At 72.5% G+C, this 21,580-nt stretch carries 22 protein-coding genes; 9 read left to right on the top strand and 13 right to left on the bottom strand.

What is annotated here, in order from left to right; genetic code table 11:
- The first annotated feature begins 79 nt into the window (after positions 1 to 79).
- The 4 genes from OIB37_RS15880 (at position 80) to OIB37_RS15865 (ending at position 5,470) form a co-directional block, all read left to right on the top strand.
- Positions 80 to 2,005, top strand: a complete 1,926-nt coding sequence (locus OIB37_RS15880; protein ID WP_330458249.1) for a hypothetical protein — start codon at positions 80 to 82, stop codon at positions 2,003 to 2,005.
- Between the two features lie 344 nt (positions 2,006 to 2,349).
- Entirely contained in the window at positions 2,350 to 3,027 is a 678-nt protein-coding gene (locus OIB37_RS15875) for a hypothetical protein (protein WP_330458248.1), read from the top strand.
- A gap of 238 nt (positions 3,028 to 3,265) precedes the next feature.
- Complete coding sequence (locus OIB37_RS15870; protein ID WP_330458247.1) at positions 3,266 to 4,438, top strand: 4-hydroxybenzoate 3-monooxygenase; 1,173 nt, start codon at positions 3,266 to 3,268, stop codon at positions 4,436 to 4,438.
- Between the two features lie 168 nt (positions 4,439 to 4,606).
- Positions 4,607 to 5,470: a Bax inhibitor-1/YccA family protein gene (locus tag OIB37_RS15865; protein ID WP_330458246.1), complete on the top strand. Its 864-nt coding sequence runs from the start codon at positions 4,607 to 4,609 to the stop codon at positions 5,468 to 5,470.
- Between the two features lie 125 nt (positions 5,471 to 5,595).
- On the opposite strand, the gene OIB37_RS15860 is transcribed toward OIB37_RS15865, so the two are convergent.
- A complete protein-coding gene (locus tag OIB37_RS15860; protein ID WP_030653267.1) occupies positions 5,596 to 5,826 on the bottom strand; it encodes a DUF4287 domain-containing protein in 231 nt (76 codons plus the stop codon).
- Between the two features lie 99 nt (positions 5,827 to 5,925).
- Here OIB37_RS15860 and OIB37_RS15855 point away from each other — a divergent pair, with 99 nt between their 5' ends.
- Positions 5,926 to 6,237: a hypothetical protein gene (locus tag OIB37_RS15855; protein ID WP_330458245.1), complete on the top strand. Its 312-nt coding sequence runs from the start codon at positions 5,926 to 5,928 to the stop codon at positions 6,235 to 6,237.
- Positions 6,238 to 6,283: 46 nt separating this feature from the next.
- Here OIB37_RS15855 and OIB37_RS15850 read toward each other — a convergent pair whose 3' ends face one another.
- The 3 genes from OIB37_RS15850 to OIB37_RS15840 all read right to left on the bottom strand — a co-directional run bounded on the left by OIB37_RS15850 (position 6,284) and on the right by OIB37_RS15840 (position 9,957).
- Entirely contained in the window at positions 6,284 to 7,105 is an 822-nt protein-coding gene (locus OIB37_RS15850; protein ID WP_330458244.1) for a hypothetical protein, read from the bottom strand.
- A 274-nt stretch (positions 7,106 to 7,379) separates the two neighbouring features.
- Positions 7,380 to 8,600: an acetyl-CoA C-acetyltransferase gene (locus OIB37_RS15845; RefSeq protein WP_330458243.1), complete on the bottom strand. Its 1,221-nt coding sequence runs from the start codon at positions 8,598 to 8,600 to the stop codon at positions 7,380 to 7,382.
- Positions 8,601 to 8,934: 334 nt separating this feature from the next.
- Positions 8,935 to 9,957: an SGNH/GDSL hydrolase family protein gene (locus OIB37_RS15840; RefSeq protein ID WP_330458242.1), complete on the bottom strand. Its 1,023-nt coding sequence runs from the start codon at positions 9,955 to 9,957 to the stop codon at positions 8,935 to 8,937.
- A 159-nt stretch (positions 9,958 to 10,116) separates the two neighbouring features.
- Between OIB37_RS15840 and OIB37_RS15835 the strand changes: the two genes are divergently transcribed.
- Positions 10,117 to 11,508 carry a cystathionine beta-synthase gene (locus OIB37_RS15835; protein WP_330458241.1) on the top strand — a complete coding sequence of 464 codons (1,392 nt, stop codon included), beginning with the start codon at positions 10,117 to 10,119 and terminating at the stop codon, positions 11,506 to 11,508.
- A gap of 347 nt (positions 11,509 to 11,855) precedes the next feature.
- Here OIB37_RS15835 and OIB37_RS15830 read toward each other — a convergent pair whose 3' ends face one another.
- The 5 genes from OIB37_RS15830 to OIB37_RS15810 all read right to left on the bottom strand — a co-directional run bounded on the left by OIB37_RS15830 (position 11,856) and on the right by OIB37_RS15810 (position 15,697).
- A complete protein-coding gene (locus OIB37_RS15830) occupies positions 11,856 to 12,305 on the bottom strand; it encodes a hypothetical protein (protein ID WP_330458240.1) in 450 nt (149 codons plus the stop codon).
- A gap of 106 nt (positions 12,306 to 12,411) precedes the next feature.
- Positions 12,412 to 13,344 (bottom strand): ABC transporter substrate-binding protein, encoded by a 933-nt coding sequence (locus tag OIB37_RS15825; RefSeq protein ID WP_330458239.1) that lies wholly within the window; start codon positions 13,342 to 13,344, stop codon positions 12,412 to 12,414.
- A 10-nt stretch (positions 13,345 to 13,354) separates the two neighbouring features.
- Positions 13,355 to 14,023: an ABC transporter permease gene (locus OIB37_RS15820; RefSeq protein ID WP_330458238.1), complete on the bottom strand. Its 669-nt coding sequence runs from the start codon at positions 14,021 to 14,023 to the stop codon at positions 13,355 to 13,357.
- Between the two features lies 1 nt (position 14,024).
- A complete protein-coding gene (locus tag OIB37_RS15815) occupies positions 14,025 to 14,666 on the bottom strand; it encodes an ABC transporter permease (protein WP_330458237.1) in 642 nt (213 codons plus the stop codon).
- Complete coding sequence (locus tag OIB37_RS15810; protein WP_330458236.1) at positions 14,663 to 15,697, bottom strand: ABC transporter ATP-binding protein; 1,035 nt, start codon at positions 15,695 to 15,697, stop codon at positions 14,663 to 14,665. Before OIB37_RS15810 ends, OIB37_RS15815 begins: the two co-directional genes overlap by 4 nt.
- Positions 15,698 to 15,874: 177 nt before the next feature.
- Here OIB37_RS15810 and OIB37_RS15805 point away from each other — a divergent pair, with 177 nt between their 5' ends.
- The 3 genes from OIB37_RS15805 (at position 15,875) to OIB37_RS15795 (ending at position 19,148) form a co-directional block, all read left to right on the top strand.
- Positions 15,875 to 17,383, top strand: coding sequence for an aromatic amino acid ammonia-lyase (locus OIB37_RS15805; RefSeq protein WP_330458235.1), 1,509 nt, complete (start codon positions 15,875 to 15,877; stop codon positions 17,381 to 17,383).
- Complete coding sequence (locus tag OIB37_RS15800; RefSeq protein ID WP_330458234.1) at positions 17,380 to 18,327, top strand: MurR/RpiR family transcriptional regulator; 948 nt, start codon at positions 17,380 to 17,382, stop codon at positions 18,325 to 18,327. Before OIB37_RS15805 ends, OIB37_RS15800 begins: the two co-directional genes overlap by 4 nt.
- 236 nt (positions 18,328 to 18,563) lie before the next feature.
- A complete protein-coding gene (locus OIB37_RS15795) occupies positions 18,564 to 19,148 on the top strand; it encodes a hypothetical protein (RefSeq protein WP_330458233.1) in 585 nt (194 codons plus the stop codon).
- Positions 19,149 to 19,151: 3 nt separating this feature from the next.
- Here OIB37_RS15795 and OIB37_RS15790 read toward each other — a convergent pair whose 3' ends face one another.
- The 4 genes from OIB37_RS15790 to OIB37_RS15775 are packed head-to-tail and all read right to left on the bottom strand — an operon-like array spanning position 19,152 to position 21,469.
- Positions 19,152 to 19,526: a hypothetical protein gene (locus OIB37_RS15790; RefSeq protein ID WP_330458232.1), complete on the bottom strand. Its 375-nt coding sequence runs from the start codon at positions 19,524 to 19,526 to the stop codon at positions 19,152 to 19,154.
- A gap of 26 nt (positions 19,527 to 19,552) precedes the next feature.
- The gene (locus OIB37_RS15785) at positions 19,553 to 20,056 is read right to left on the bottom strand and encodes a roadblock/LC7 domain-containing protein (RefSeq protein WP_330458231.1); all 504 of its coding nucleotides are present in this window, start codon (positions 20,054 to 20,056) and stop codon (positions 19,553 to 19,555) included.
- 31 nt (positions 20,057 to 20,087) lie between these two features.
- Positions 20,088 to 21,083, bottom strand: a complete 996-nt coding sequence (locus OIB37_RS15780; protein ID WP_330458230.1) for a transcriptional regulator — start codon at positions 21,081 to 21,083, stop codon at positions 20,088 to 20,090.
- Positions 21,080 to 21,469, bottom strand: coding sequence for a hypothetical protein (locus OIB37_RS15775; protein ID WP_330458229.1), 390 nt, complete (start codon positions 21,467 to 21,469; stop codon positions 21,080 to 21,082). The genes OIB37_RS15780 and OIB37_RS15775 overlap by 4 nt, the downstream gene beginning before the upstream one ends.
- Positions 21,470 to 21,580: the final 111 nt, after the last annotated feature.

Genomic DNA, 21,580 nt, shown 5'->3' with positions numbered 1-21,580 from the left:
GGCCGCACCCAAGTGCGCGGCGGTCCGTCCCCGCGTCCGTGCCGGCGCTACGCGGTGAGGACATGGGGGGAGAGCACACATGACGGTGCTGGGAGACGGCACCACCGCGCTGTACGGCACCGGCCCGCTGCCCGGGCCCGGTGGCTGGCCGGTGACGTACGAGCAGGCGGCGACCGGCAAACTGCCGGTCGCCGGGGTGCCGGCCCAGCCGGTCCCGCGGCTCAGCGCGGGGCTGCGGCTGCACGGCGAGTACCAGGGGTCGGGGTTCACCGAGCCCAAGTACATCGCCCGTCGGGGGGACGGGCAGGTCGTGCAGCTGTCACGGCTGCTGTACCTCGTGGCGTCGTCCGTCGACGGCGTCCGCGACATCGACACGATCGCCCACCGGGTGAGCGCGCGCTTCGGCCGCGAGGTCAGCGGGGAGAACATCCGCTACCTGGTCGAGAACAAGCTCGAACCGCTGGGCGTGACGGTGCCCGAGGGCCAGGAGGACGACGAGGTCGACGCCCCGCGCTCCGACCTCCTCCTCGCCCTCAAGGGCCACCGGGTGATCTTCGACGAACGTCGTACGGCGAGGATCGCCCGGGCCCTGGCCTGGCTGCACCGGCCGCCCGTGGTCGCCGCCGTGCTGCTGACGGCCGTCGCCATGGACGTCTGGCTGTTCGGCTTCTTCGGGGCGATCGAACCGGTCCTGGAGGTCCTGGACCAGCCGGTGCTGATCCTGATCGTCTTCGTCCTCACCGTGGCCTCGCTCGTCTTCCACGAGTTCGGCCACGCCTCCGCCTGCAGATACGGCGGCGCCCGGCCCGGGTGCATCGGCTGCGGCCTGTTCCTCATCTGGCCGTCGATGTACACAGACGTCACCGACGTCTACCGGATCAACCGCGCCGGACGCATCCGCACCGACCTCGGCGGGATCTACTTCAACGTCGTTTTCATGCTGGCCATGGCCGGGGCCTACTTCGCCACCGGGCAGCCGTTCTTCCTCGCGGCGGTCTACCTCGGCCACTTCGAGATCCTCGAACAGCTGATGCCGGCCGTCCGGCTGGACGGCTACTACATCCTGGGCGACCTCGCCGGCGTGCCGGACCTGTACGGCAAGATCAAGCCGATCCTGCTCTCCCTGGTCCCGGGCGCCAAGGGGCAGGCCGCCCGCGTGGAGGTCGCGGGGCTGAAGAGGTCGGCGCGCACCATCGTCGCCACCTGGACGCTGACCATGGTGCCGCTGATCATCGGCGAGCTGGGCTACGCGCTGTGGAACCTGCCGCGGATCCTCACCACGATGGTCCGCTCGCTGACCGAGCAACTCACCGGCACCGGTTCGGCGTTCGTGCACGGGGAGATCGTGCCCGGGCTCGTCGGGGTGATCGGCACCGTGATGCTGCTGTGCCCGATGGCGGGAGTCGTCTACCTCTCGGTGAAGATCGGCGGCCGGCTCTTCCGGGCCGCGAAACGCTCCACCGCGGGCCGACCCCGGCTGCGTGTCGCGGTGTGCGCGCTCGCCCTGGCCGGACTGACGGGCCTCAGCTACGCCTGGATGTCCGGGGTGACGCCGAAGCCCTTGCCGAAGAAGCCGCCGATCGCCCCGATCCTGCAACCCGGAGTGCCCATCACGGCACCTCCGGCGCTGGACGCGTCGACGCCCGGCGGGGTCCCGGGGGGCTCCCCGGGCGGTGCCGGCGCGGCGTCCGCGTCACCCTCGGCGGTCCCGGGAGCACCGGTCACCGGGGCGTCCGGCAGTGCCTCGGCCGAGGCGTCGGACAGCGCGTCCGCCTCCGCCCCGGCGTCCACGGCCGGGTCGCCCGAGCCCGGGAAGCCGACCGCGAGCACCACCCCTCCGCCCGCCACCACCAGCGGCGGCGAACCGGGGGCGGGTCCCGGACCGGCCACGTCCGGCCCGCCGTCGGAACCCTCGCCGACCCCGTCGGAGAGCGCGACGACGTCGCCCACGGAGACCCACACGGAATCACCGCCCACCGAGACCGCGGCGCCGGTGTCGTCCTGACCTCCCGGACCGCCGCCGACGGCAACCCGTAAGGGGATTCCTGGACCCGCTATCCGGGAGCTTCCGGAGCCTCTGCGGCCTCTGCGGCCTCTGGGGGGGCTTCCCTGATTCGGCGTCCGGACCGCTGCCCGGGAAGCACTCCGGACCCCGGACCCCAGGCCCCGGGTCCCGGAAGGGCTCCGGACCCGCCCCGGCGCTCCCGGAGCCCGTGCCGCTCCCACCCGCGCCGTCCCGACCCCCGCCGGGCCGTTCACCGCGTCCCGGCACCGCCGTCGCCCCGACCGCCCCCCCGGTGCGGCCGCGCACTCCACCACAACCACGTCGTTCCTCTTTCAGGAGACCCCATGAGCAGTCACCGAAAGGCACGCTCCAGCACCGGCCGTCCCTTCAGCGGGCGCGCCCTGCGCACCGTGCTCCTCGCGGCCGGTGCCGCCGGAGTGGCCACGGCCGTCCCGGCGCAGGCCGCCACCGGTTCGGGGCATGCCGCGTTCGCCTCGGACCACGTCTTCAGCCACGCCGACCGGGCCCACCACACGCAGGCCCGCGACTCCTTCACCATCCGCCAGTTCGGCACCGTGAACGCCGCCTCCGCCCGCAACCAGGCCAACGCGGTCTCCGCGGGCTGCTCGGCGGACGACCACTGCCGGTCGGTCGCGCTGTCCTTCCAGATCGTCACGTTCGCCGGCCAGCGCACGCACCTGAACGCCGTGAACCTCAGCGACGCCGCCAACAAGTCGTGCACCGGCTGCCAGACGCTCGCCGGTGCCTACCAGTTCGTCGTCTCCACCCCGACGCCGTTCACCTTCGACGCCGCGCACAAGCGCCGACTGAACGACATCCACCGCAGGCTGGACACGCTCAGCCGCTCCACGCTGCCCGCCGCCGAGCTGAAGACACGCGTCGACGCCCTGGCCGGTGAGGTCACCAAGGTCCTGGACGACGCCGTGGCGCACGCCCCTAAGGGGCACGTGAAGCCGGACGTCACCCTGCACCGCCACCTGGACGGCTGGCCGGGCCACTGACCCCGCGCTGACCGTCCCTCCCCGGCCGGCCGTCGGCTCCGCGAGCGCCTCCCGCGGACCCGGCGGCCGGCCAACCCCTTTCCGCCGGAATCCCACTGGAAGTTCCTCCGGCAGCCCCTCCGCCGGGCCGGCTGACAGCCCCTCTGCCGGCCTCTCCGACAGGCCCGTCGGCAGTCCCATTGACACCGGATGGCACCCGGCACAGACTCACGCCCTCCAAGACAGGAGGGACAGCTTGATGCGCACCACTGTCGGAATCATCGGCGCCGGCCCCGCCGGACTGCTCCTCGCCCGGCTGCTGCACCGCGCCGGCATCGACTCGGTCGTCCTGGAGAGCCGCGACCGCGCCCACGTCGAACAGCGCCAGCGCGCGGGGGTCCTGGAGCAGGGCACGGTGGACGCGCTGCGGGCGGCCGGTGCCGGAGAGCGGATGGACCGCGAGGGGCTGCGGCACGACGGGATCGAACTCCGTTTCGACGGGCGCCGCCACCGCGTCGACTTCCCCGGCCGCACCGGCGGACGCTCCGTGACGGTGTACGCCCAGACCGAGGTGTGCAAGGACCTCATCGCCCTCCAGCTGGCCGAGGGCGGTCCGTTGCTGTTCGAGGCGGAGGCCCTGGGCGTCGAGGGAGCGGAGAGCGACCGGCCGCGCGTGCGCTTTCGGCGCCAGGGCACGGAGGACGAGCTGGAGTGCCGGTACGTCGTCGGGTGCGACGGCTTCTGGGGCGTGGCCAGGAAGGCCTTCCCGGCCTCCGTCACCCGGGTGTTCGAGCGGTCGTACCCCTATGCCTGGCTCGGCATCCTCGCCGATGTCGCCCCCTCGCACGACGAGCTGGTCTACGCCCGCCACGACCGCGGCTTCGCCCTGTTGTCCCTGCGCTCCCCTTCCGTCTCACGGCTCTACCTCCAGGTGCCCGCCGCAACCAGGGCCGAGGAGTGGACCGACGACAGGACATGGACGGAACTGGAAAGCCGCTTCGAGACCCGCGACGGCTGGACGCTGCGGCGTGGTCCGGTCACCCAGAAGTCGGTCACGCCCATGCGTTCCTTCGTCCACGAGCCCATGCGCCACGGCCGGCTCTTCCTCGCGGGCGACGCCGCCCACATCGTGCCGCCGACCGGGGCGAAGGGCCTGAACCTCGCCGTGGGCGACGCGATCACCCTCGCGCGGGCGCTGGCGTACGAGAAGGAGACGGACTCCGCGGCACTCCTCGACGCGTACTCCGCCACCTGCCTGCGCCGCGTCTGGCAGGCCGAGCGGTTCTCCTACGACCTGACGACCCTGCTGCACCGCGCCCCGGGCGCCACCGCGTTCGACGCCCGGCTCCAGTTGGCCCGGCTGGAACGCATCGCCTCCTCCCGCGCGGCCGAGACCGACCTTGCCGAGGCCTACACGGGCCTGTGGGCGTAAGGCCTGCGTGAGCTCCGCGTAAGTCGTCCACGAGCGGGAACAAGTGTTCTGCGCGGCGTGTTGCGCCGGACAGCCGGGGAAAGATCCTCCTCAAGCATCACGATCTGTCCTTTGCCAATCCATTACCCTTGAGCCCAAGGCTGCGCAGGGCGGCCATGGAGGAGTGAAATGAGGAGCAGCAACCCGGTCCTCTCGCGACGGGGGTTCGGCCGCGACAGCGGCTACGCCGGCTTCAACACCGCGCCGCAGGCCGGGTGCGCGCAGGGTGACCCGCACACGCAGAACCCGTACGCCCAGAACCAGTACGCACAAAACCCGTACGCCCAGAACCCGTACGCCCAGCAGGCCCCGGCCGTCACCGACCGCATGACGATGGACGACGTCATCACGCGCTCGGCGCTCACGCTCGGCACCGTCGTCGTCGGCGCGGTCCTCGCCTGGGTGCTGCTGCCGGTCTCGGCGACCAGCTACGGTCTGGCGATCGGCTCCGGGCTCATCGCGATGGTGCTGGGGCTCGTGCAGAACTTCAAGCGCACCCCGTCGCCCGCGCTGATCCTCGGCTACGCCGCCTTCGAGGGCATCCTGCTCGGCGTCATCAGCGAGATGTACAACGCCCGCTGGAGCGGGGCCCCCTTCCAGGCGGTGCTCGGCACCATGGCGGTCTCCGCCGCGACCCTGGTCGTCTACAAGGCCGGCTGGATCCGTGTCACGGCGCGCTACGCCCGCATCGGCATGGCCATCGCCCTCGCCTTCATGCTGGCCATGGCGGTCAACCTGCTGCTGGTCGTGTTCGGCGTCGCCGAGAACGGCGGCCTGCGCGGCTTCGGGCCGCTCGGCGCGATCGTCGGCGTCATCGCCATCGTGCTCGGCGCGTTCTTCCTGACCCTCGACTTCAAGCAGATCGAGGACGGCATCGCCTACGGCGCCCCGCGCGACGAGTCCTGGTTCGCCGCGTTCGGCCTCACGGTGGCCCTGGTGTGGATCTACACGGAGATGCTGCGTCTGGTCGCCATCTTCAACAACAACGACTGACGCACGCCGCCCGACGCGCGAAGGGCCCCCGGGACGCGCTCCCGGGGGCCCTTCGTCGTCCGCGTGACGGTCCGTGCGACGTCCGAGGGACGTCCGAGGGACAGTTCGCGGGACGGTTCGCGGCGTCAGAGCAGCTTCCGCGCGGCCCGCCTCAGGTCGTACTCATGGACGATCGCCTTGGCGTGGCCGTACGCGAGGTCGTACTCGTGCCGGAGCCAGCTGACCTTCTCCTCGAAGCGGAAGAGGGCGGGGCCTTCCTCGACGGTGCGCAGCCAGTCGGAGACTTCACGACCGGTGCAGTGGGGGATGCGGGCGAGCAGGTTGCGGTGGGTCTCTTCGGAGAAGACATGGGACATCGGCGCCTCCGAACGCAAAGGGGATGTAGGCCGGTCCTTCACGTCACCGTGCCTGAGCGTTCGCCGCTTGGCAACAGTGCGGGGCGTTACGCTCGGCGCGTGGTTGATACGACACCCCTCACCCGAGCCGTGGAACATTTCGCCGACCGGCTGCGCGCGGCACCGCAGAGCCGGCTCCAACGCAGCGGTGCCGCCGAGGCGCTGGCCCTGGCCAGGCAGTTGGCTCTGTGGGCGCAGTCCGCCGAGGAGTCGGGTGCAGAGGCCCGGGAGATGCCGGACGCGGGGATGTTCGCGGTGGCCGACCAAATCACCGTGGCCGGGAACGACTTGGCGGTGGTGCTGGTGAGCGAGGAGCAGGTCGCCGAAGCGGTACGGCTGGTGGAGGAGGCGCGGAAGCGGGCGGGGCTTTAGCGGCGTTCGCAGGCGACGGCGAGGGCCGGCCGCCGGGCCCGCCGTCTCACAGCGAGGCGATGACCCTGTCGGCCAGGATGTAGACCGTCTCCTCGCCGCAGGCGAAGGTCAGGGAGTAGGAGCCGGAGAGGCCGGACCCGCCGAGCAGGTACGGGGCCTCGCCGGCGCGGACGGCCTGGGCCAGGCGCTCGGCCGTCTCGCGGTGGCCCGGGGTCATGCACAGGGTGGTGCCGTCGGCGAAGACGTAGACGTCGAGGGTGCCGAGCGGGCCGGGGCGGACGTCGGCGAGTACGACGTGCTCGGCGGCCAGCTGCTCCAGGGTGCTCACCGTGCGCTCGTGATCGTTCGCGGTCGGCGACTGCACCGGGACGAAGTCGGGGTGCGAGGGGTGGCGGCGGCGGGCCGCGGTCAGCTCGGGGGACTCCGAAGACGTACCGCCCTGGGCGAAGTCCTTGGCGGAGAACTCGTCGGACTCCGCGGCCGGCTCGGCCACCGGCTCCAGCGAGTCCAGGCCCGCGAAGTCGGCCTGCCGGGGCAGGAACGGGTCGGTGTCGGTCAGGCCGAGCAGCGAGGGGGCGTCCGAGGCGTCCCGGACTTCCTGCGCGGCCCAGAACGCGCGGGCCTCGGCCAGCTCCCGCTCCCGCTCCTCCGCGAGCGCCTCGGCCACGGCCGCGCGTATCTCCTCCGCGTCGGCGGCGGTGCGGGCGGCCGGAAGCAGCGCGCGTATGGCGGCCGCCTGGTTCTCGGCGAGCTGGGTGTGCAGCTCGGCGATCTGGCGGCGCAGCTTCAGGCAGGTGCGCAGGACGGCGATGCCCACGGCGCCCGTGGCGGCCGTGGTGAGCAGCAGGGCGAAGGGCATGGCGCTCACGGACGTACTCCCAGGTTCAAAGTCGACCCCCGACTTCCTACATCAGCTTGAAGGGCGGACTGACCATCTGTCAGTGCGTAACGTCACGAAACAGACAGGAATGTGGTCGGGGGGATTTCCGGATCACGGTACTGACCTGCACAGATGCCTCCCATGAGGGAGATAGGTCACATCCTGAGGGAGATTGGATCACAAAAAGGCCCGGAACCCGGGAGTTTTCCGGGTTCCGGGCCCTGGGCCGACGGTCTGTGCTCCGCCGGTCACCGAGGGTGGGTCAGCTCAGGCGCTCGATGACCATCGCCATGCCCTGGCCGCCGCCGACGCACATGGTCTCCAGGCCGAACTGCTTGTCGTGGAACTGGAGCGAGTTGATCAGCGTGCCGGTGATGCGGGCGCCGGTCATGCCGAAGGGGTGGCCGACGGCGATGGCGCCGCCGTTGACGTTCAGCTTGTCCAGGTCGATGCCGAGGTCCTGGTAGGAGGGGATCACCTGGGCGGCGAAGGCCTCGTTGATCTCGACCAGGTCGATGTCGCCGACGCTCAGGCCGGCGCGGCGCAGGGCCTGCTTGCTGGCCTCGACCGGGCCGAGGCCCATGATCTCGGGGGAGAGGCCGGAGACGCCGGTGGACACGATGCGGGCGAGCGGGGTCAGGCCCAGCTCGCGGGCCTTGGTGTCGCTCATGATGACGAGCGCGGCGGCGCCGTCGTTGAGGGGGCAGCAGTTGGCGGCGGTGACCAGGCCGTCCGGGCGGAAGACCGGCTTCAGGCCCTCGACGCCCTCCAGGGAGACGCCGGCGCGCGGGCCGTCGTCCTTGCTGACCACCGTGCCGTCGGGGAGGGTCACCGGGGTGATCTCGCGCTCCCAGAAGCCGTTCTTGATGGCCTCTTCGGCGAGGTTCTGCGAGCGGACGCCGAACTCGTCCATCTCCCGGCGGCTGATGCCCTTGACGCGCGCCAGGTTCTCCGCGGTCTGGCCCATCGCGATGTAGGCGTCGGGGACGAGGCCGTCCTCGCGCGGGTCGTGCCAGGTGGTGCCCTCCTGCTGGGCGACCTCGGCGGTGCGGGCCTCGGCCTCGGCGAAGAACGGGTTGCGCGTGTCCGGGAGGCTGTCGGAGTTGCCCTTGGCGAACCGGGAGACCATCTCGACACCGGCCGAGATGAAGACGTCGCCCTCGCCGGCCTTGATGGCGTGCAGGGCCATGCGGGAGGTCTGCAGCGAGGAGGAGCAGTAGCGGGTGATCGTGCAGCCCGGCAGGTGGTCCATGCCCATCTGTACGGCGACGATCCGGCCGAGGTTGTTGCCCTGCTCGCCGCCGGGCAGGCCGCAGCCGAGCATCAGGTCGTCGATGTCCCTCGGGTCCAGCTCGGGAACCTTGGCGAGCGCCGCCTGGATGATCGTGGCGGTGAGGTCGTCCGGGCGCAGGTCCTTCAGGGAGCCCTTGAAGGCGCGGCCGATGGGGGAGCGGGCGGTCGACACGATGACGGCTTCGGGCATCACGGCTCCAGTGACATGAGGAATTCGGCAGGTCCGCCTCGGAAGTTACCCGCCTGTATGGCCCAGGTCACCGGTGTGGCGATGTGACCCTGGCCGCAATTGTCTAAGCGCTTGCTTTTCTCTTCGGGGGCGCGGTTCGCCGTTGTGGCGGGGGGAGGCGTGCGGCTGCGGGTTCGTGGGGGCTGGTCGCGCGGTTCCTCGCGCCCCTGAGGGGTTGGTGGGGCTGGGGTTGTGGGGGTGCTGTTTCCGGGGGTGGCCGGTGGGCGGCTGCGGGTTCGTGGGGGCTGGTCGCGCAGTTCCCCGCGCCCCTGAGGGGGTTGCCCGTCGGGGTGGGTCATACCGACGGGGTTGCCGGTTCGGCTTCCGGGACTCGGCGGCGGCGCCTGCGCTTGAGCAGGGCCCATGGACCGCGAGGTCCGGTCGGCATGGCCGCGGTGACCTCTGTGCCCGCTTCCGACGCCGCCTCGGCCGCCGCGCGCGCGACCGGCAGGAAGCCCTCGCGGCGGGACGCGTCCGGCCGTTCCTCCTCCGCGGGCCACAGCCCCAGCACCGCGCACACCGTCGGCAGCACCGCCATCGCCGCGGTGGCGTACCCCTCCGCCGAGGGGTGGTAGTTGTCCGGCCCGAACAGTTCCCGCGGATTCGCCTCGAACTCGGGCCCCAGCAGATCGCCGAGCGACACCGTGCGGCCCCCCTGCTCCACCGCCCCGATCGTCTGCGCCGCCGCCAGCTGCCGTGAGGCCCGCCGGGCCAGCCACCGCAGCGGCTGCTGCACGGGCTCGATGGTGCCGAGGTCGGGGCACGTGCCGACCACGACCTCCGCGCCGGCCGTCCGCAGCCGGCGTACCGCCGACGACAGGTGGCGTACCGAGCGCGTCGCGGGCATCCGGTGGGTGACGTCGTTCGCGCCGATCATGATCACGCAGACGTCGGGGACCGGAAAGGGAGCGGACAGCACCAGGGACACCTGTCGGTCCAGGTCGTCCGACTGCGCCCCCGGCTGCGCGACGTTCCGCAGCGCGACCGGGCGCTCCGCCACCGCCGCCAGCCCCGACGCCAGCAGCGCGCCCGGTGTCTGGCCCGCCCGGTGCACCCCCTGCCCCGCGGCCGTGGAGTCCCCGAGCACGGTCAGCCGGAGGGGCGGTTCGCCGGGGACGCCGTAGGAGTCGCCGTACACACCGTCGGCCACGGGCACCCGGCCGCCGCTGTTGCCGTTGTTCACGGCGCGCCGCGCCATCTGCATCTCCGCCACCAGCAGTCCGATCGCGGCCGCGCCGACCAGCCCGGCCCCGCCGCCGCCGTACGCCGCTCCGGCCGCGATGCGCCGGGCCACCCTCGCCCTCGACATGCTGCTCATGCGTCGCCGCCACCTCCTCGTAGCCGTACAACCACTCCTTGCCCCGTACCGCCCGTCCGCCAATCTCAACGGGCCGTGATCGCCCCTCGGAGGTCACCCGGGGGCCTTACGCTGGCTGCACCACTACGACCTGTTTTTTGCAAGCAACCGGAGACAACGGTGCAATTCCACGACTCGATGATCAGCCTCGTCGGCAACACCCCGCTGGTGAAGCTGAACCACGTGACCAAGGGCATCCAGGCCACCGTCCTGGCCAAGGTGGAGTACTTCAACCCGGGCGGCTCCGTGAAGGACCGCATCGCCCTGCGCATGATCGAGGCCGCAGAGGAGAGCGGTGCGCTGAAGCCGGGTGGCACCATCGTCGAGCCGACCAGCGGCAACACCGGCGTGGGCCTCGCGATCGTGGCCCAGCAGAAGGGCTACAAGTGCATCTTCGTCTGCCCTGACAAGGTGAGCACCGACAAGATCAACGTGCTGCGCGCGTACGGCGCCGAGGTCGTCGTCTGCCCGACCGCCGTGGACCCCGAGCACCCGGACTCGTACTACAACGTCTCCGACCGCCTCGTCCGCGAGACCCCGGGCGCCTGGAAGCCGGACCAGTACTCCAACCCGAACAACCCGCTCTCGCACTACTACTCCACCGGCCCCGAGCTGTGGGAGCAGACCGAGGGCGGCCTCACGCACTTCGTGGCGGGCGTCGGCACCGGCGGCACCATCTCCGGCACCGGCCGCTACCTGAAGGAAGCCAGCAAGGGCCAGGTCAAGGTCATCGGCGCCGACCCGGAGGGCTCCGTGTACTCCGGCGGCTCCGGCCGCCCGTACCTCGTCGAGGGCGTCGGTGAGGACTTCTGGCCGACCGCGTACGACGGGAGCCTCGTCGACGAGATCATCGCCGTGTCCGACAAGGACGCCTTCCAGATGACCCGCCGCCTCGCCAAGGAGGAGGGCCTCCTCGTCGGCGGCTCCTGCGGCATGGCCGTCGTGGCCGCGCTGCGCGCCGCCGAGCGGCTCGGCCCGGACGACGTCGTCGTCGTCCTCCTGCCGGACAGCGGCCGCGGCTACCTCACCAAGATCTTCAACGACGAGTGGATGCGGGACTACGGCTTCCTGGACGACGAGGGCCCCAGCGCCCGGGTCGGCGACGTCCTCGCCGACAAGGAGGACGGCTCCATCCCGTCCCTGGTCCACATGCACCCGGAGGAGACCGTCGGCGAGGCCATCGAGGTGCTGCGCGAGTACGGCGTCTCGCAGATGCCGGTCGTGAAGCCGGGCGCCGGCCACCCGGACGTGATGGCCGCCGAGGTCATCGGCTCGGTGGTCGAGCGCGAGCTGCTCGACGCCCTGTTCCACAAGGCGGCCTCGCTGGACGACCCGCTGGAGAAGCACATGGGCGCCCCGCTGCCGCAGGTCGGCTCCGGCGAGGCGGTCGAGGACCTGATGTCCGTGCTGGGTGCGGCGGACGCGGCGATCGTCCTGGTCGAGGGCAAGCCGAAGGGCGTCGTCAGCCGTCAGGACCTGCTGGCGTTCCTCGCCAAGGGCGGCAAGCAGTAGCAGGCGGGCGGTGACCCGGCCGGCGGCGAACGCGCGGTGACCGCGGCCGATCCGGCCGGCCCGGAAGTGGCACGAGCGTGTCACGTGCACGCAGCACCCGCTTAACACGGGTCCGGCACAGTGAAGGTGTCGGCGGGAGGCGGTGGGAGTACCACCCGGGCGTCAAGCCCTGGGAAGGCTCCCCGCCCCGGCCGGCACCGAACGGCGCCAAGGACCTCCGGAGCGGCTCCCGGACTCCATGGACGCCCAGGACGCGCAGGCCCGGCCTGACCCGGCTCGCGTCCCTCGCGGGGACCGCCGTCGTCCCGCCCCCCGGAAACGGGGGTGCGGCGGTTCCCGCGAAAGCTTTACCGCCCGGCGGCATCCGTCCGCCGTTCCCGTTCCTGTCCCCGTTCCCGGCGCCCGGCGAAGATCTCCGGGTTGACGCGCGCGGTCTGGGCCACGTTGACGCCGACGACGCCGATCCACGCGGCGAGGACCCCGGACATGCCCCCGAAGGCGCCGCCGATCGCGGACAGGGGGATCGCCACGATCAGCGAGACCAGGGCGAAGCCGTGGCGCTCGAACCAGGTGTCGGCCGCGTTCGGGGCGCGGACCCCGCGCGCGGTCGTCACCCGCTGCTCCGCCAGATGCCGGCGCACCCGGCGGTCCACCGCGTCGTCGATCCGCTGCTCGACCTTCTCCAGGAAGGAGTCGACCAGTGCGGAGTCGTAGTCGTCGCCCAGTTCCCTGCGTGCCCGCACGGTGGCGTCGAGGTCCTTCTTCAGCTCCGCGTGCTGCGGGTCCGTGGTGTTCATGGCGCTCACCCTAGGGAGCCGTCACACGCTCCGCACTGGGGACAACCCCCGTGTTCCGCACGGTCCGTCGCGCGACAACCACCGCGAGGGCGCCCAGGCCGCTCGGCTACTTCACCAGCCCGTGCCGGCGCGCGTACGTGTTCGCCACGTCCTCCGGATCCTTCTTGTCCTTGTCCACCTGCCGGTTCAGCTCGGTGAGCTGAGCGGTGGTCAGGACGTTGCCGAGCCGGGCGAGGGCCTTGCGGACGGTGTCGTCGGCCTTGCGGTCGGCGATGAGGGGGACGATGTGCTGGCTGGGTATCAGGTGCTCGGGGTCGGCCAGCACCACCCAGTCCTCGGCCTTGATGTCGGTGTCGGTGGTGAAGAGGTTCGCCACGTCCACGTCGCCCTTCTTCAGGGCGCCCTTGACCAGCGGGCCGTCGGAGTCCAGCGACTTGAACTCCTTGAACTCCACGCCGTACACCTTCTTCAGGCCCACCACGCCCACCGGGCGCTTCTTCAGCTCGGGGGCGGCACCGAGGACGAGCTTGCCGTTGTGCTTGCTCAGGTCGGCGAGCGAGGCCAGGCCGTGGCGCCGGGCGGTCTCGCGGGTGACGACGAAGGCGTCCGAGTCCTCCGCCATGCCGTACGGCAGCACCTGGAGGCCGGCCGGGAGGGCGACGGTGAGGGCGTTCTGCATCGCGCCCGACTCGGTGGGCGTGGCCTTCGGGTCGAGGTAGTCGAGCAGGGCGCCCTGGTACTCGGGCAGCAGGTCGATGTCACCGCCCTGGAGGGCCGGGATGACGATCTCGCGCGTGCCGAGGTTGGGGCGGACGGTCACCTTGACACCCGCTCCTCGCAGGGCGGCGGCGTAGAGGTAGCCGAGTACCTGGTTCTCGGTGAAGTTGGCCGTGCCGATGGTGACTCCGCCCTTGCTGGAGCCGGCACCCCCGCCGGCGGCGCCCCCGCCCTTGAGGGAGGTGACTCCGCCCGCGCAGGCGGAGAGGGCGGGAACGGAAGCGACCGCGAACAGGCCGCCGAGGACAGTACGACGATTCATCGGGGGGTTCCTAGGCAGTGCGGGTGCGGTTGCGGAAGAGGAGGCGCTGGAGGGCGGCGAGGCCCGTGTCCAGGACGATGGCGACCACGGCGACCAGCACCGCGCCGCCGAGCACCTGGACCAGGTCGCGCTGGGCGAGGCCGTCGAAGACGTAGCGGCCCAGGCCGCCGAAGGAGACGTACGCGGCGACGGTCGCCGTGGCCACGACCTGGATCAGGGCCAGGCGCAGGCCGGTCATGATCAGCGGGAGCGCGAGCGGCAGCTCCACCTGGAACAGGACCTGGTGGCCACGCATGCCCTGGCCGCGCGCCGCGTCCCTGACGTCCGGGTCGACGGCGTTCATGCCGGCGTAGGTGTTGGTGACGATCGCCGGGACCGCGAGGGCGACCAGCGCGACGTACACCGGCAGCATCGACAGACCGCCGGCCAGGAAGACCAGCACGACCAGGCCGACGGTCGGCAGGGCCCGGCCGAAGGAGGCGAGGTTGATCGCCAGGAACGCGCCCTTGCCGGTGTGCCCGATGAGGAGGCCGATCGGGAGGCCGATGGCGGCGGCGACGAGCGTGGCCAGCAGGGAGTACTGGAGGTGTTCGGCGAGGCGGTGGGCGATCCCGTCCGGACCGGCCCACTGGGCGCCGCTGACCAGCCAGACACCGAGGTTCTTGAAGAGTTCGTACATCTCAGGCTCGCCGCCTCTTCCACGGGGTGAGGACGTACTGCAGGGCGACCAGGGCCGTGTCCGCGACGACGGCGAGGAGGAGGGTGAGGGCCACTCCGGCGATCACCGGGGTCGGGAAGTCGCGCTGGAAGCCGTCGGTGAACAGCTGGCCGAGGCCGCCGTCGCCGATGTAGGTCGCGACGGAGACGAGGGAGATCGACATGACCGTGGCGATGCGGACGCCCGCCATGATCACCGGCAGGGCGAGCGGGAGCTCGACGGTGAGCAGGGTGCGCAGGGGGCGCGTGCCCATCGCCTTCGCCGCCTCCTTCACCTTCACGGGGACCGAGTCGAGGCCCTCGACGGTGTTCCGCAGCAGGACGACCAGGGTGTAGACGGTCAGGCCGGTCACGGTGGTGGTGCGGGTCAGGCCGCTGACCGGGAGCAGGAGCACGAAGACCGCGATGGACGGGATCGTGAAAAGGATGTTCGAGGCGCCGAGCAGGAAGCCGCGCAGGGGGCGGACCCGGTGGGCGACCACGGCCAGCGGGAGCGAGATCAGCAGGCCGAGGAGGACGGCCGTCAGCGCGGCCTGGAGGTGGGAGAGGGTGAGGGTGGTGAGGTCGTCGGTGTGGGCGGAGATCCAGGACCAGTCGATCGTCACGCGGCCACACCCACTTCGGTATGGGCGCGGCCGGCGTGCTCGTGGACGTCGTCGCGGGACGAGACGCCGGTGAGGACGCCGTCCGCGTCGACCCGGGCTATCAGGCCGGTGGGAGAGGCGAGCGACTCGTTGAGGGCCGACAGCAGGGAGTCGTCGTCCTTCAGCGCCCGTACGGGCAGCTCGGTGTCCTCGGAGGCCCAGCGCAGGGGTCTGTTCGCCTCGTCCAGGACGAGGGTCCAGGCGCCGCCCTCGGGCGCCGGGCCCTGCGGCAGGCCGGCGAGGGTCTTCAGCGACAGCAGCTTCAGCCCGCGCTCGGCGCCCAGGAAGCCGGCCACGAAGTCGTCCGCGGGGCGGGCCAGCAGCTCGGCGGGCTCAGCGCACTGGACCAGGTGGCCGCCGGTGCGGAAGACCGCGATCCGGTCGCCGAGCCGGACGGCCTCGTCGATGTCGTGTGTGACGAAGACGATGGTCTTGCTCAGCTCCTGCTGAAGTCGCAGCAGCTCGTCCTGGAGCTGGGTGCGCACCACCGGGTCGACCGCGCCGAAGGGCTCGTCCATGAGCAGGACCGGCGGGTCGGCCGCGAGCGCGCGGGCGACGCCGACGCGCTGCTGCTGGCCGCCGGAGAGCTGGTGCGGGTAGCGCTTGCCGGCGTCGGCGGCGAGGCCGACGGTCTCCAGGAGTTCGGCGGCGCGGGCCCGGGCCCTTCTGCGGGTCCAGCCGAGCAGCAGCGGGACGGTGGCGATGTTGTCCAGCACCGTGCGGTGCGGGAAGAGGCCGGCCTGCTGGATGACGTAGCCGATGGACCGCCGCAGCTCGGCGGCGTCCTGCCGGGTGACGTCCTTGCCGCCGACTCTGATCGTGCCGGACGTCGGCTCGGTCATCCGGTTGATCATCCGCAGGGTGGTCGTCTTGCCGCAGCCGGAGGATCCGACCAGGACTGTGATGCCGCCCTCCGGCATCTCCAGGGAGAGGTCGTGGACTGCTGTCGTGCCGTTGGGGAAGCGCTTGTGGACCGCGTCGAACTGGATCATGAGATGTCCCTTGCCCGGCTGAATGGCGTCATGCAGAGTTCGTGGTGCGTGATTCTGAATGACGCCATGCAGAGTTCTTGGTGCTTGAATAGGTTGTCAATGCTCCGGTGTTAATCCGAGGTACCCGATGACCGCAGAGCAAGATTGAATGTCCGGGTTGAGGGGAGTTTGGGCTTGATGCCGTCTCGCATCGTGGACGCGCCTGATTCCGTACGCTTCGCGACGATCGTCCTGGATGGAGCCGGGCTCGGTGTCGAGGGTGTCATACGCCTTGCCGACGGGGCCGCGCGTCCGATTCCCGGGGCCGACGCGCTGCGGTGCGCGGAGGAGTCCTGGAACGCCGCCCGGCAGATCGCGGCCACCGGACGCGTCTACGGCCGCTCCACCGGCGTGGGCGCGAACCGGACCGAGGACGTGCCCACCGAGGCCGCCGCCGGACACGGCCTGCGCCTGCTGCGCAGCCACGCCGGCGCCATCGGCGAGGAACTCCCCGCCCGGCAGGTGCGCGCGATGCTCGCCGTCCGCGCCAACCAGATCCTGGCCGGCGGCGCCGGACTGCGGCCCAGCGTGGTCACCGCCCTGTGCGAGGCGCTGGAGAGCGGCGCGTACCCGGTGGTCAACGAGTTCGGGTCGGTCGGCACCGGCGACATCGCGGCACTCGCCCAGATGGGACTGGCGCTCGCCGGCGAGCACCCGTGGCGGGGCACCGGCGCCCCCGAGCCGCAGCCCCTCGACAACAACGACGCCCTCGCCCTGATCAGCAGCAACGCGCTCACCCTCGGCCAGGCCGCGCTCGCCCTGCACGAACTGCGCGGACTGATCGGCGCCACCCAGGTCGTCGCGGCGCTGTCCCTGCTCGCCGTCGACGGCTCGCACGAGCCCTACGCCGCGCCCGTGCACGCCGCGCGCCCGCACCGCGGGAGCGTCGAGGTGGCCCGGCGGATGCGGCAGCTGATCGGAGCCGCGGACCGGCCCCTGCCGCCGCTGGGCCGGATCCAGGACCCCTACGGCCTGCGCTGCCTGCCCCAGATCCACGGCCCCGCGCACGACGCGGCCGACGCCCTGGAGCAGGTGCTGGCCGTGGAGATCAACGCGGCCGCCGAGAACCCGCTCATCGCCCCCGGCGATCAGGCCGCCTACCACCACGGCGGCTTCTACCAGGCCCAGCTCGCCCTCGCCCTGGACCACTTCAGGCTGGCGGTGACCCAGGTGGCCCGCCTGTCGACGTCCCGCCTGTCCACCCTCAACGAGCCCGCCTACACCCGCCTGCGCCCCTTCCTCGCCGACCACGAGGCGGCCTCCTCCGGCGTGATGATCCTGGAGTACGCGGCCGGAGCGGCCCTCGGCGACCTGCGGGCCTTCTCGGCCCCCGCCTCGCTCGGCCACGCTGTACTCTCCCGGGGCGTCGAGGAACAGGCGAGTTTCGCCTCGCTCGCCGCGCGCCAGACCCTGCGCGCGTGCGGTGCGTACCGTCTGGTGGTCGGCTGCGAGCTCGTCGCCGCCGTCCGGGCGCTGCGCCAGCGCGACCTGAGGCCCGACCCCGGGCTCCCGGCGGGCCGGGCGCTGGCGCTCGCCGAGTCGGTCCTCGACGCCGACCCGGCCGACCGCCCGCTCACACACGACGTGACGGCGGCGGCCGCACTGCTCGACCGGTTCACGGACATCTGGAGGGGGAGCACGTCATGAGCGCCGACAGGAGTGCGGCCAGCGCGAGTGCGGCCGACGCCAGCGCGACGGACGCGGGCGCGACGGACGCGGGCGCGACCGGCAGGAGTGCGGGTACGGGTACGGGTACGAACGACAGTCCTGCGGGGCGGCTGCAGGCGCTCTTCGAGGGGCACCGGCTCACGCCTACCCAGCGCCGCATCGCGCACAGCATGGTGCGCCGGGCCGCCGACGTGCCCTTCCTGTCCAGCGTGGAACTGGCCGAGCTGGCCGGGGTCAGCCAGCCGTCGGTGACCCGGTTCGCGGTCGCCCTCGGCTTCGACGGCTACCCGGCGCTGCGCAGGCACCTGCGCGAGGTCGTCCCCGCCGAACCGGCCGCCGAGCCGGGCTCGTACAACGAGTACCAGCAGGCCGTCGAGGCCGAGATCGAGAACCTCAGGAACCTCGCGGAGCTGCTCGCCGACCCGCGCCCGGTGCAGAGGGCGGGGCGGATCCTCGCCGCCTCCCGGCCGCTTCCGGTGCTCGGCCTGCGCGCGGCCGCCCCGCAGGCGTTCGGGTTCACCTACTTCGCCGCCAAGGTCCACCCCGACGTCCGGCTGCTCAACGAGGGCGGCACGATGCTCCACGACCGCATCGACGCCGCCGTGCGCGCCGGTGCCTCGGCGCTGCTGTGCTTCGCCCTGCCCCGGCACCCGCGCGAGGTCCTCGACGCCCTCGGCTACGCCAAGGAGGCGGGCCTGACCGTCGTCACGGTCGCCGACTCCGCCTTCGCCCCGGTCGCCAAGCACTCCGACCTGCTGCTTCCGGCCGCCGTCGGCACCGGACTCGCCTTCGACACCGCCTGCGGCCCGATGCTGCTCGGCCGCGTCCTGCTGGAGGCGCTCTGCGACGATCTGCCGGACGCCCAGGCCCGGTTGGAGGAGTTCGACGCGAAGGCGGCGACGCGGGGGCTGTTCGTGGAGTGAGCCCGGCGCGCTCCCGAATGTGCGGCGCGCTCCTGTACGCACGGCGTGCTGCGCGGACCGGTGCGTGAACCGGTGCGTGAACCGGTGCGTGAACCGGTCCGTGGACCGGTGCGTGGGGCGGCGGGCGGCGCGGAGTGCTCCTGGCGCGCTCTCAGACGCGTCTCACCTTCCGCCACTAACCTGCCGCGGAACACAGGGGTTTCGGGAACTTCGGGACCGTGACACGGGAGGCGGACGTGACGCGTGGCGGACAGGTACTGGCCCGGGTGGCCGTCGTCGTACGGGCGGGTGCCGCCCCGTTGTGGTGGCTCGGGGCGTCGGCCGCGGGGATCGGCGCCCTGCCGTCCGGGCTCACCGGGCGCCGGATCGGGGTGACGGCCGGGGCCGCGCTCTTCCTCGTGGCCGCCGCCGGGGTGGCACTGGCCCGCCGGGGACGGTACGCCGCCCTCGCCGGCGGGGCCGCCCGCGCGGGCAGGTACGACATCCTGCAGGACCGGGCGGTGACCCTGCGCGTCTGGCGCCGGGGGCACCGCTGGTGGCTGCTGGCGGCCTTCGCCGCCGCGCTCGGCAGCTCCTTCGCGGTCCCCGCGGCCGGCGGCCTGCTGCTCGCCGGGGCGGGCGCCGGACTCGCCCTGAAGGCCGCCTGGATCGGGCGGCGGGAGCGGGCCGAGGACACCCTGCTGTGGGTCCGTACCGACTGGCTGGACCGGCGCGGCGGGCGTCCGGCGGGCAACGCCGTGCGGGGGCTGCGCGGTACGGGTGTCGCGGCCGGCGACGCGGCCCCGGGCGGGGCCCGCCGCCGTACCGGCGCACTCGTGTGACCCTCAGACCTCCAGCTCCTCCTCGATCCTCTTCAGCTGGTGCCGGGCCATCGCGAGGTTGGCCCGGCCAGCGTCCAGGACCAGGTAGAGGAACAGGCCGTTGCCGCCGCGGCTCTTGAGCAGGCGGATCATGTGGTACTGGTCCGACAGCGTGATCAGGATGTCCTCGATACCGCCCTTGAGGCCGAGGAGTTCCATCGTGCGCATCTTGGCCCGGATCACGTCCGTGTTGCCGGCGGCGGCCACGTTCAGGTCGAAGGTCTTGCTGCCGCCCATCGTGCCCAGCGCCATGCCGCTGGTGTAGTCGACGAGCGCGACGCCGGTCGCGCCCTCGATGGAGGTCAGCGCCTCTTTCAGTGCCGTTTCGGTGTTGGCCATGGTGTGCCTGGTTCCTTTCGCCGGTGTCAGCTGTCGGTTGCGGTACGGGCTTCGGGGCCCGTGGTGGTGGTGCGTGTCGTGCGGGTGGTCCGGGTGCGTGCCGGGACGGTCCTCGCGGGCCGTTCGGCACGGGCCGCGCGTGCGGTCGACTCGGCGGCGTCGAGCAGTTCCCCGACGCGGGCGCCGGCCCGGCGGCCCTCCAGGTGCAGCCGGCCGACGTTGACCCGGTCCTGCGCGAGCAGGGTCAGTACGGCGGTCCGGCCGGCCGCGTAGGTGGCGATGTAGCCGTGGTCGCCGCGCACCAGCAGCTCCCGGAAGCCGCCGTTGCCGGTCGCGTCGGCGACCCGTACGGCGACGCCGAGCGAGGCGGCGGTCAGGGCCGCCAGGCCCTCCGGGTCGACGCCGGGGGTGTCGTGGGCGACGACGAGACCGTCGACGCCCGCCGCGAGGGCCCCGGTGAGCTGCGGGACGCGGGTGCGCAGCCGGCGCAGCTCGTCCAGGACGGCCTCCAGGTCCTGTTCGGGCACCATCAGGTCTCTCCTTTCGGCGGGGCGGTGCCTTTCAAAGCGCCTCCAGCGCATCCCTGAGCCTCTTCAGCAGCGCGATGTCGGGGTCGGTGACCGTGAGCGGGGAAACCGGGGTGACCGCGACGGACGGGACAGAGGAGGCAGGAGAGGCGGCGGGCGGGGCCGGCGAGACGGTGCGGGGGACCGTGGTGCCTGTGCCTGTGCCTGTGCCTGTGCCTGTGCCTGTGCCTGTGCTTGAGCCTGTGTCCAGGGCGTCCGTGCCCGTCGTGCCCGGGGCGGCCGGGGCGAACCGGTGCGGTGGTGGGTCGGGTGCGGTGGGGACCGGCGCGAGGAGTCCGGCCGACGCGAGCCGCCGTACGTCCACCAGCGTGTGGAACGCCTGCCGGCCCAGGTCACGGGCGATCTCCGTTGCCGTACGGACGCCGTCCACCCGGTCCAGGACCGCCCGGCGGCGCGGGGCGACCGGTACCGCGACGACCGGGTCGGCCCGTATCAGCGGGGCGCTGTCGGTCGCCGGGTCCGGCCACAGGCGGTGCAGCAACAGGCGGCGCCGCAGCGTCTCGCGTTCCAGCGCCACGACCGGCACCGAGGGCAGCGGGCCGAGGCTCGGTCCGCCGTCGTACCGGAAGCGGCCCGGGGTGCTGCTGGGGGCCAGCGCGAAGAACCCGGCGTCGTACAGCGCGTCCAGGTGGCACAGCTCCAGCGCGCCCTCGGGCAGCAGCCCGGCGTCAAGCAGCAGGCGCGCGGCGTCCGCCGGGCCGGAGGTCCGCTCGGCCGCCTGCTGCCATGCGGTGGCGGCGAGCGTGCCGTGCGCCGTGAGGAGCACACCCAGGCCCGGGGCGAGCGGGCTCTCGGCGTGCACGACCCTGCCCCGGGCGAGGTGGAGGGTGCCGTGTTCGCGCTCCAGCACCCCGGTGGCCTGCTCCTCGGCGAGCCGCCGCAGCATCGGTGACAGCGCACCCGCGGCCCGTTCGAGCGCGGTCGTCCTGTCCCGTACGGGCAGCGGCGGAGGGGTGTCGACCATGATCATCCCAGCACCAGCCGGGCGGCCATCTCGCCGAGCCGTATCCGGGCGAGCGCGAGGTTGCCTTCCTCCCGGCCGAGCCACAGGTGCAGGAAGACGCTGCTGTCGAAGGACGTGTCCACGAACCGCAGCAGGTGATAGCTGTCGCGGTTGCTGATGATCACGTCCTCGACCGGTGGCCGCCCGTCCTCGTCCTCGCCCGCGGTGAAGGCGCCGTGCTCGGCGGCCATCCGGGCCAGTTCGGCGGCCTCGGCCGCCGTGGTCTCGTGGTCACCGCCGGGGGCTTCCCCGACGGCCCCGAGGGCCAGTCCGCTCGTCCAGTCCACCAACGCGGCTCCCCGGGCACCGGGCAGCCGCATCGCTTCCAGTAAGCACTCGTCGATTCCGGGCACCGTGGCTCCCCTCCCGCCTGTGACTCCGGCTGAGTGACGCCGACACTACGCATCGTGTGCGTGGCGGGTGAGGGGTTTGGCATTTTCCGGTGGAACGTGCGCCCGGCGTAC

The organism is Streptomyces sp. NBC_00820, from assembly GCF_036347055.1.
Lineage (GTDB): Bacteria > Actinomycetota > Actinomycetes > Streptomycetales > Streptomycetaceae > Streptomyces.
The sequence above is the reverse complement of the archived record's forward strand: the minus strand, read 5'-3'. Positions and strand labels throughout refer to the sequence as shown.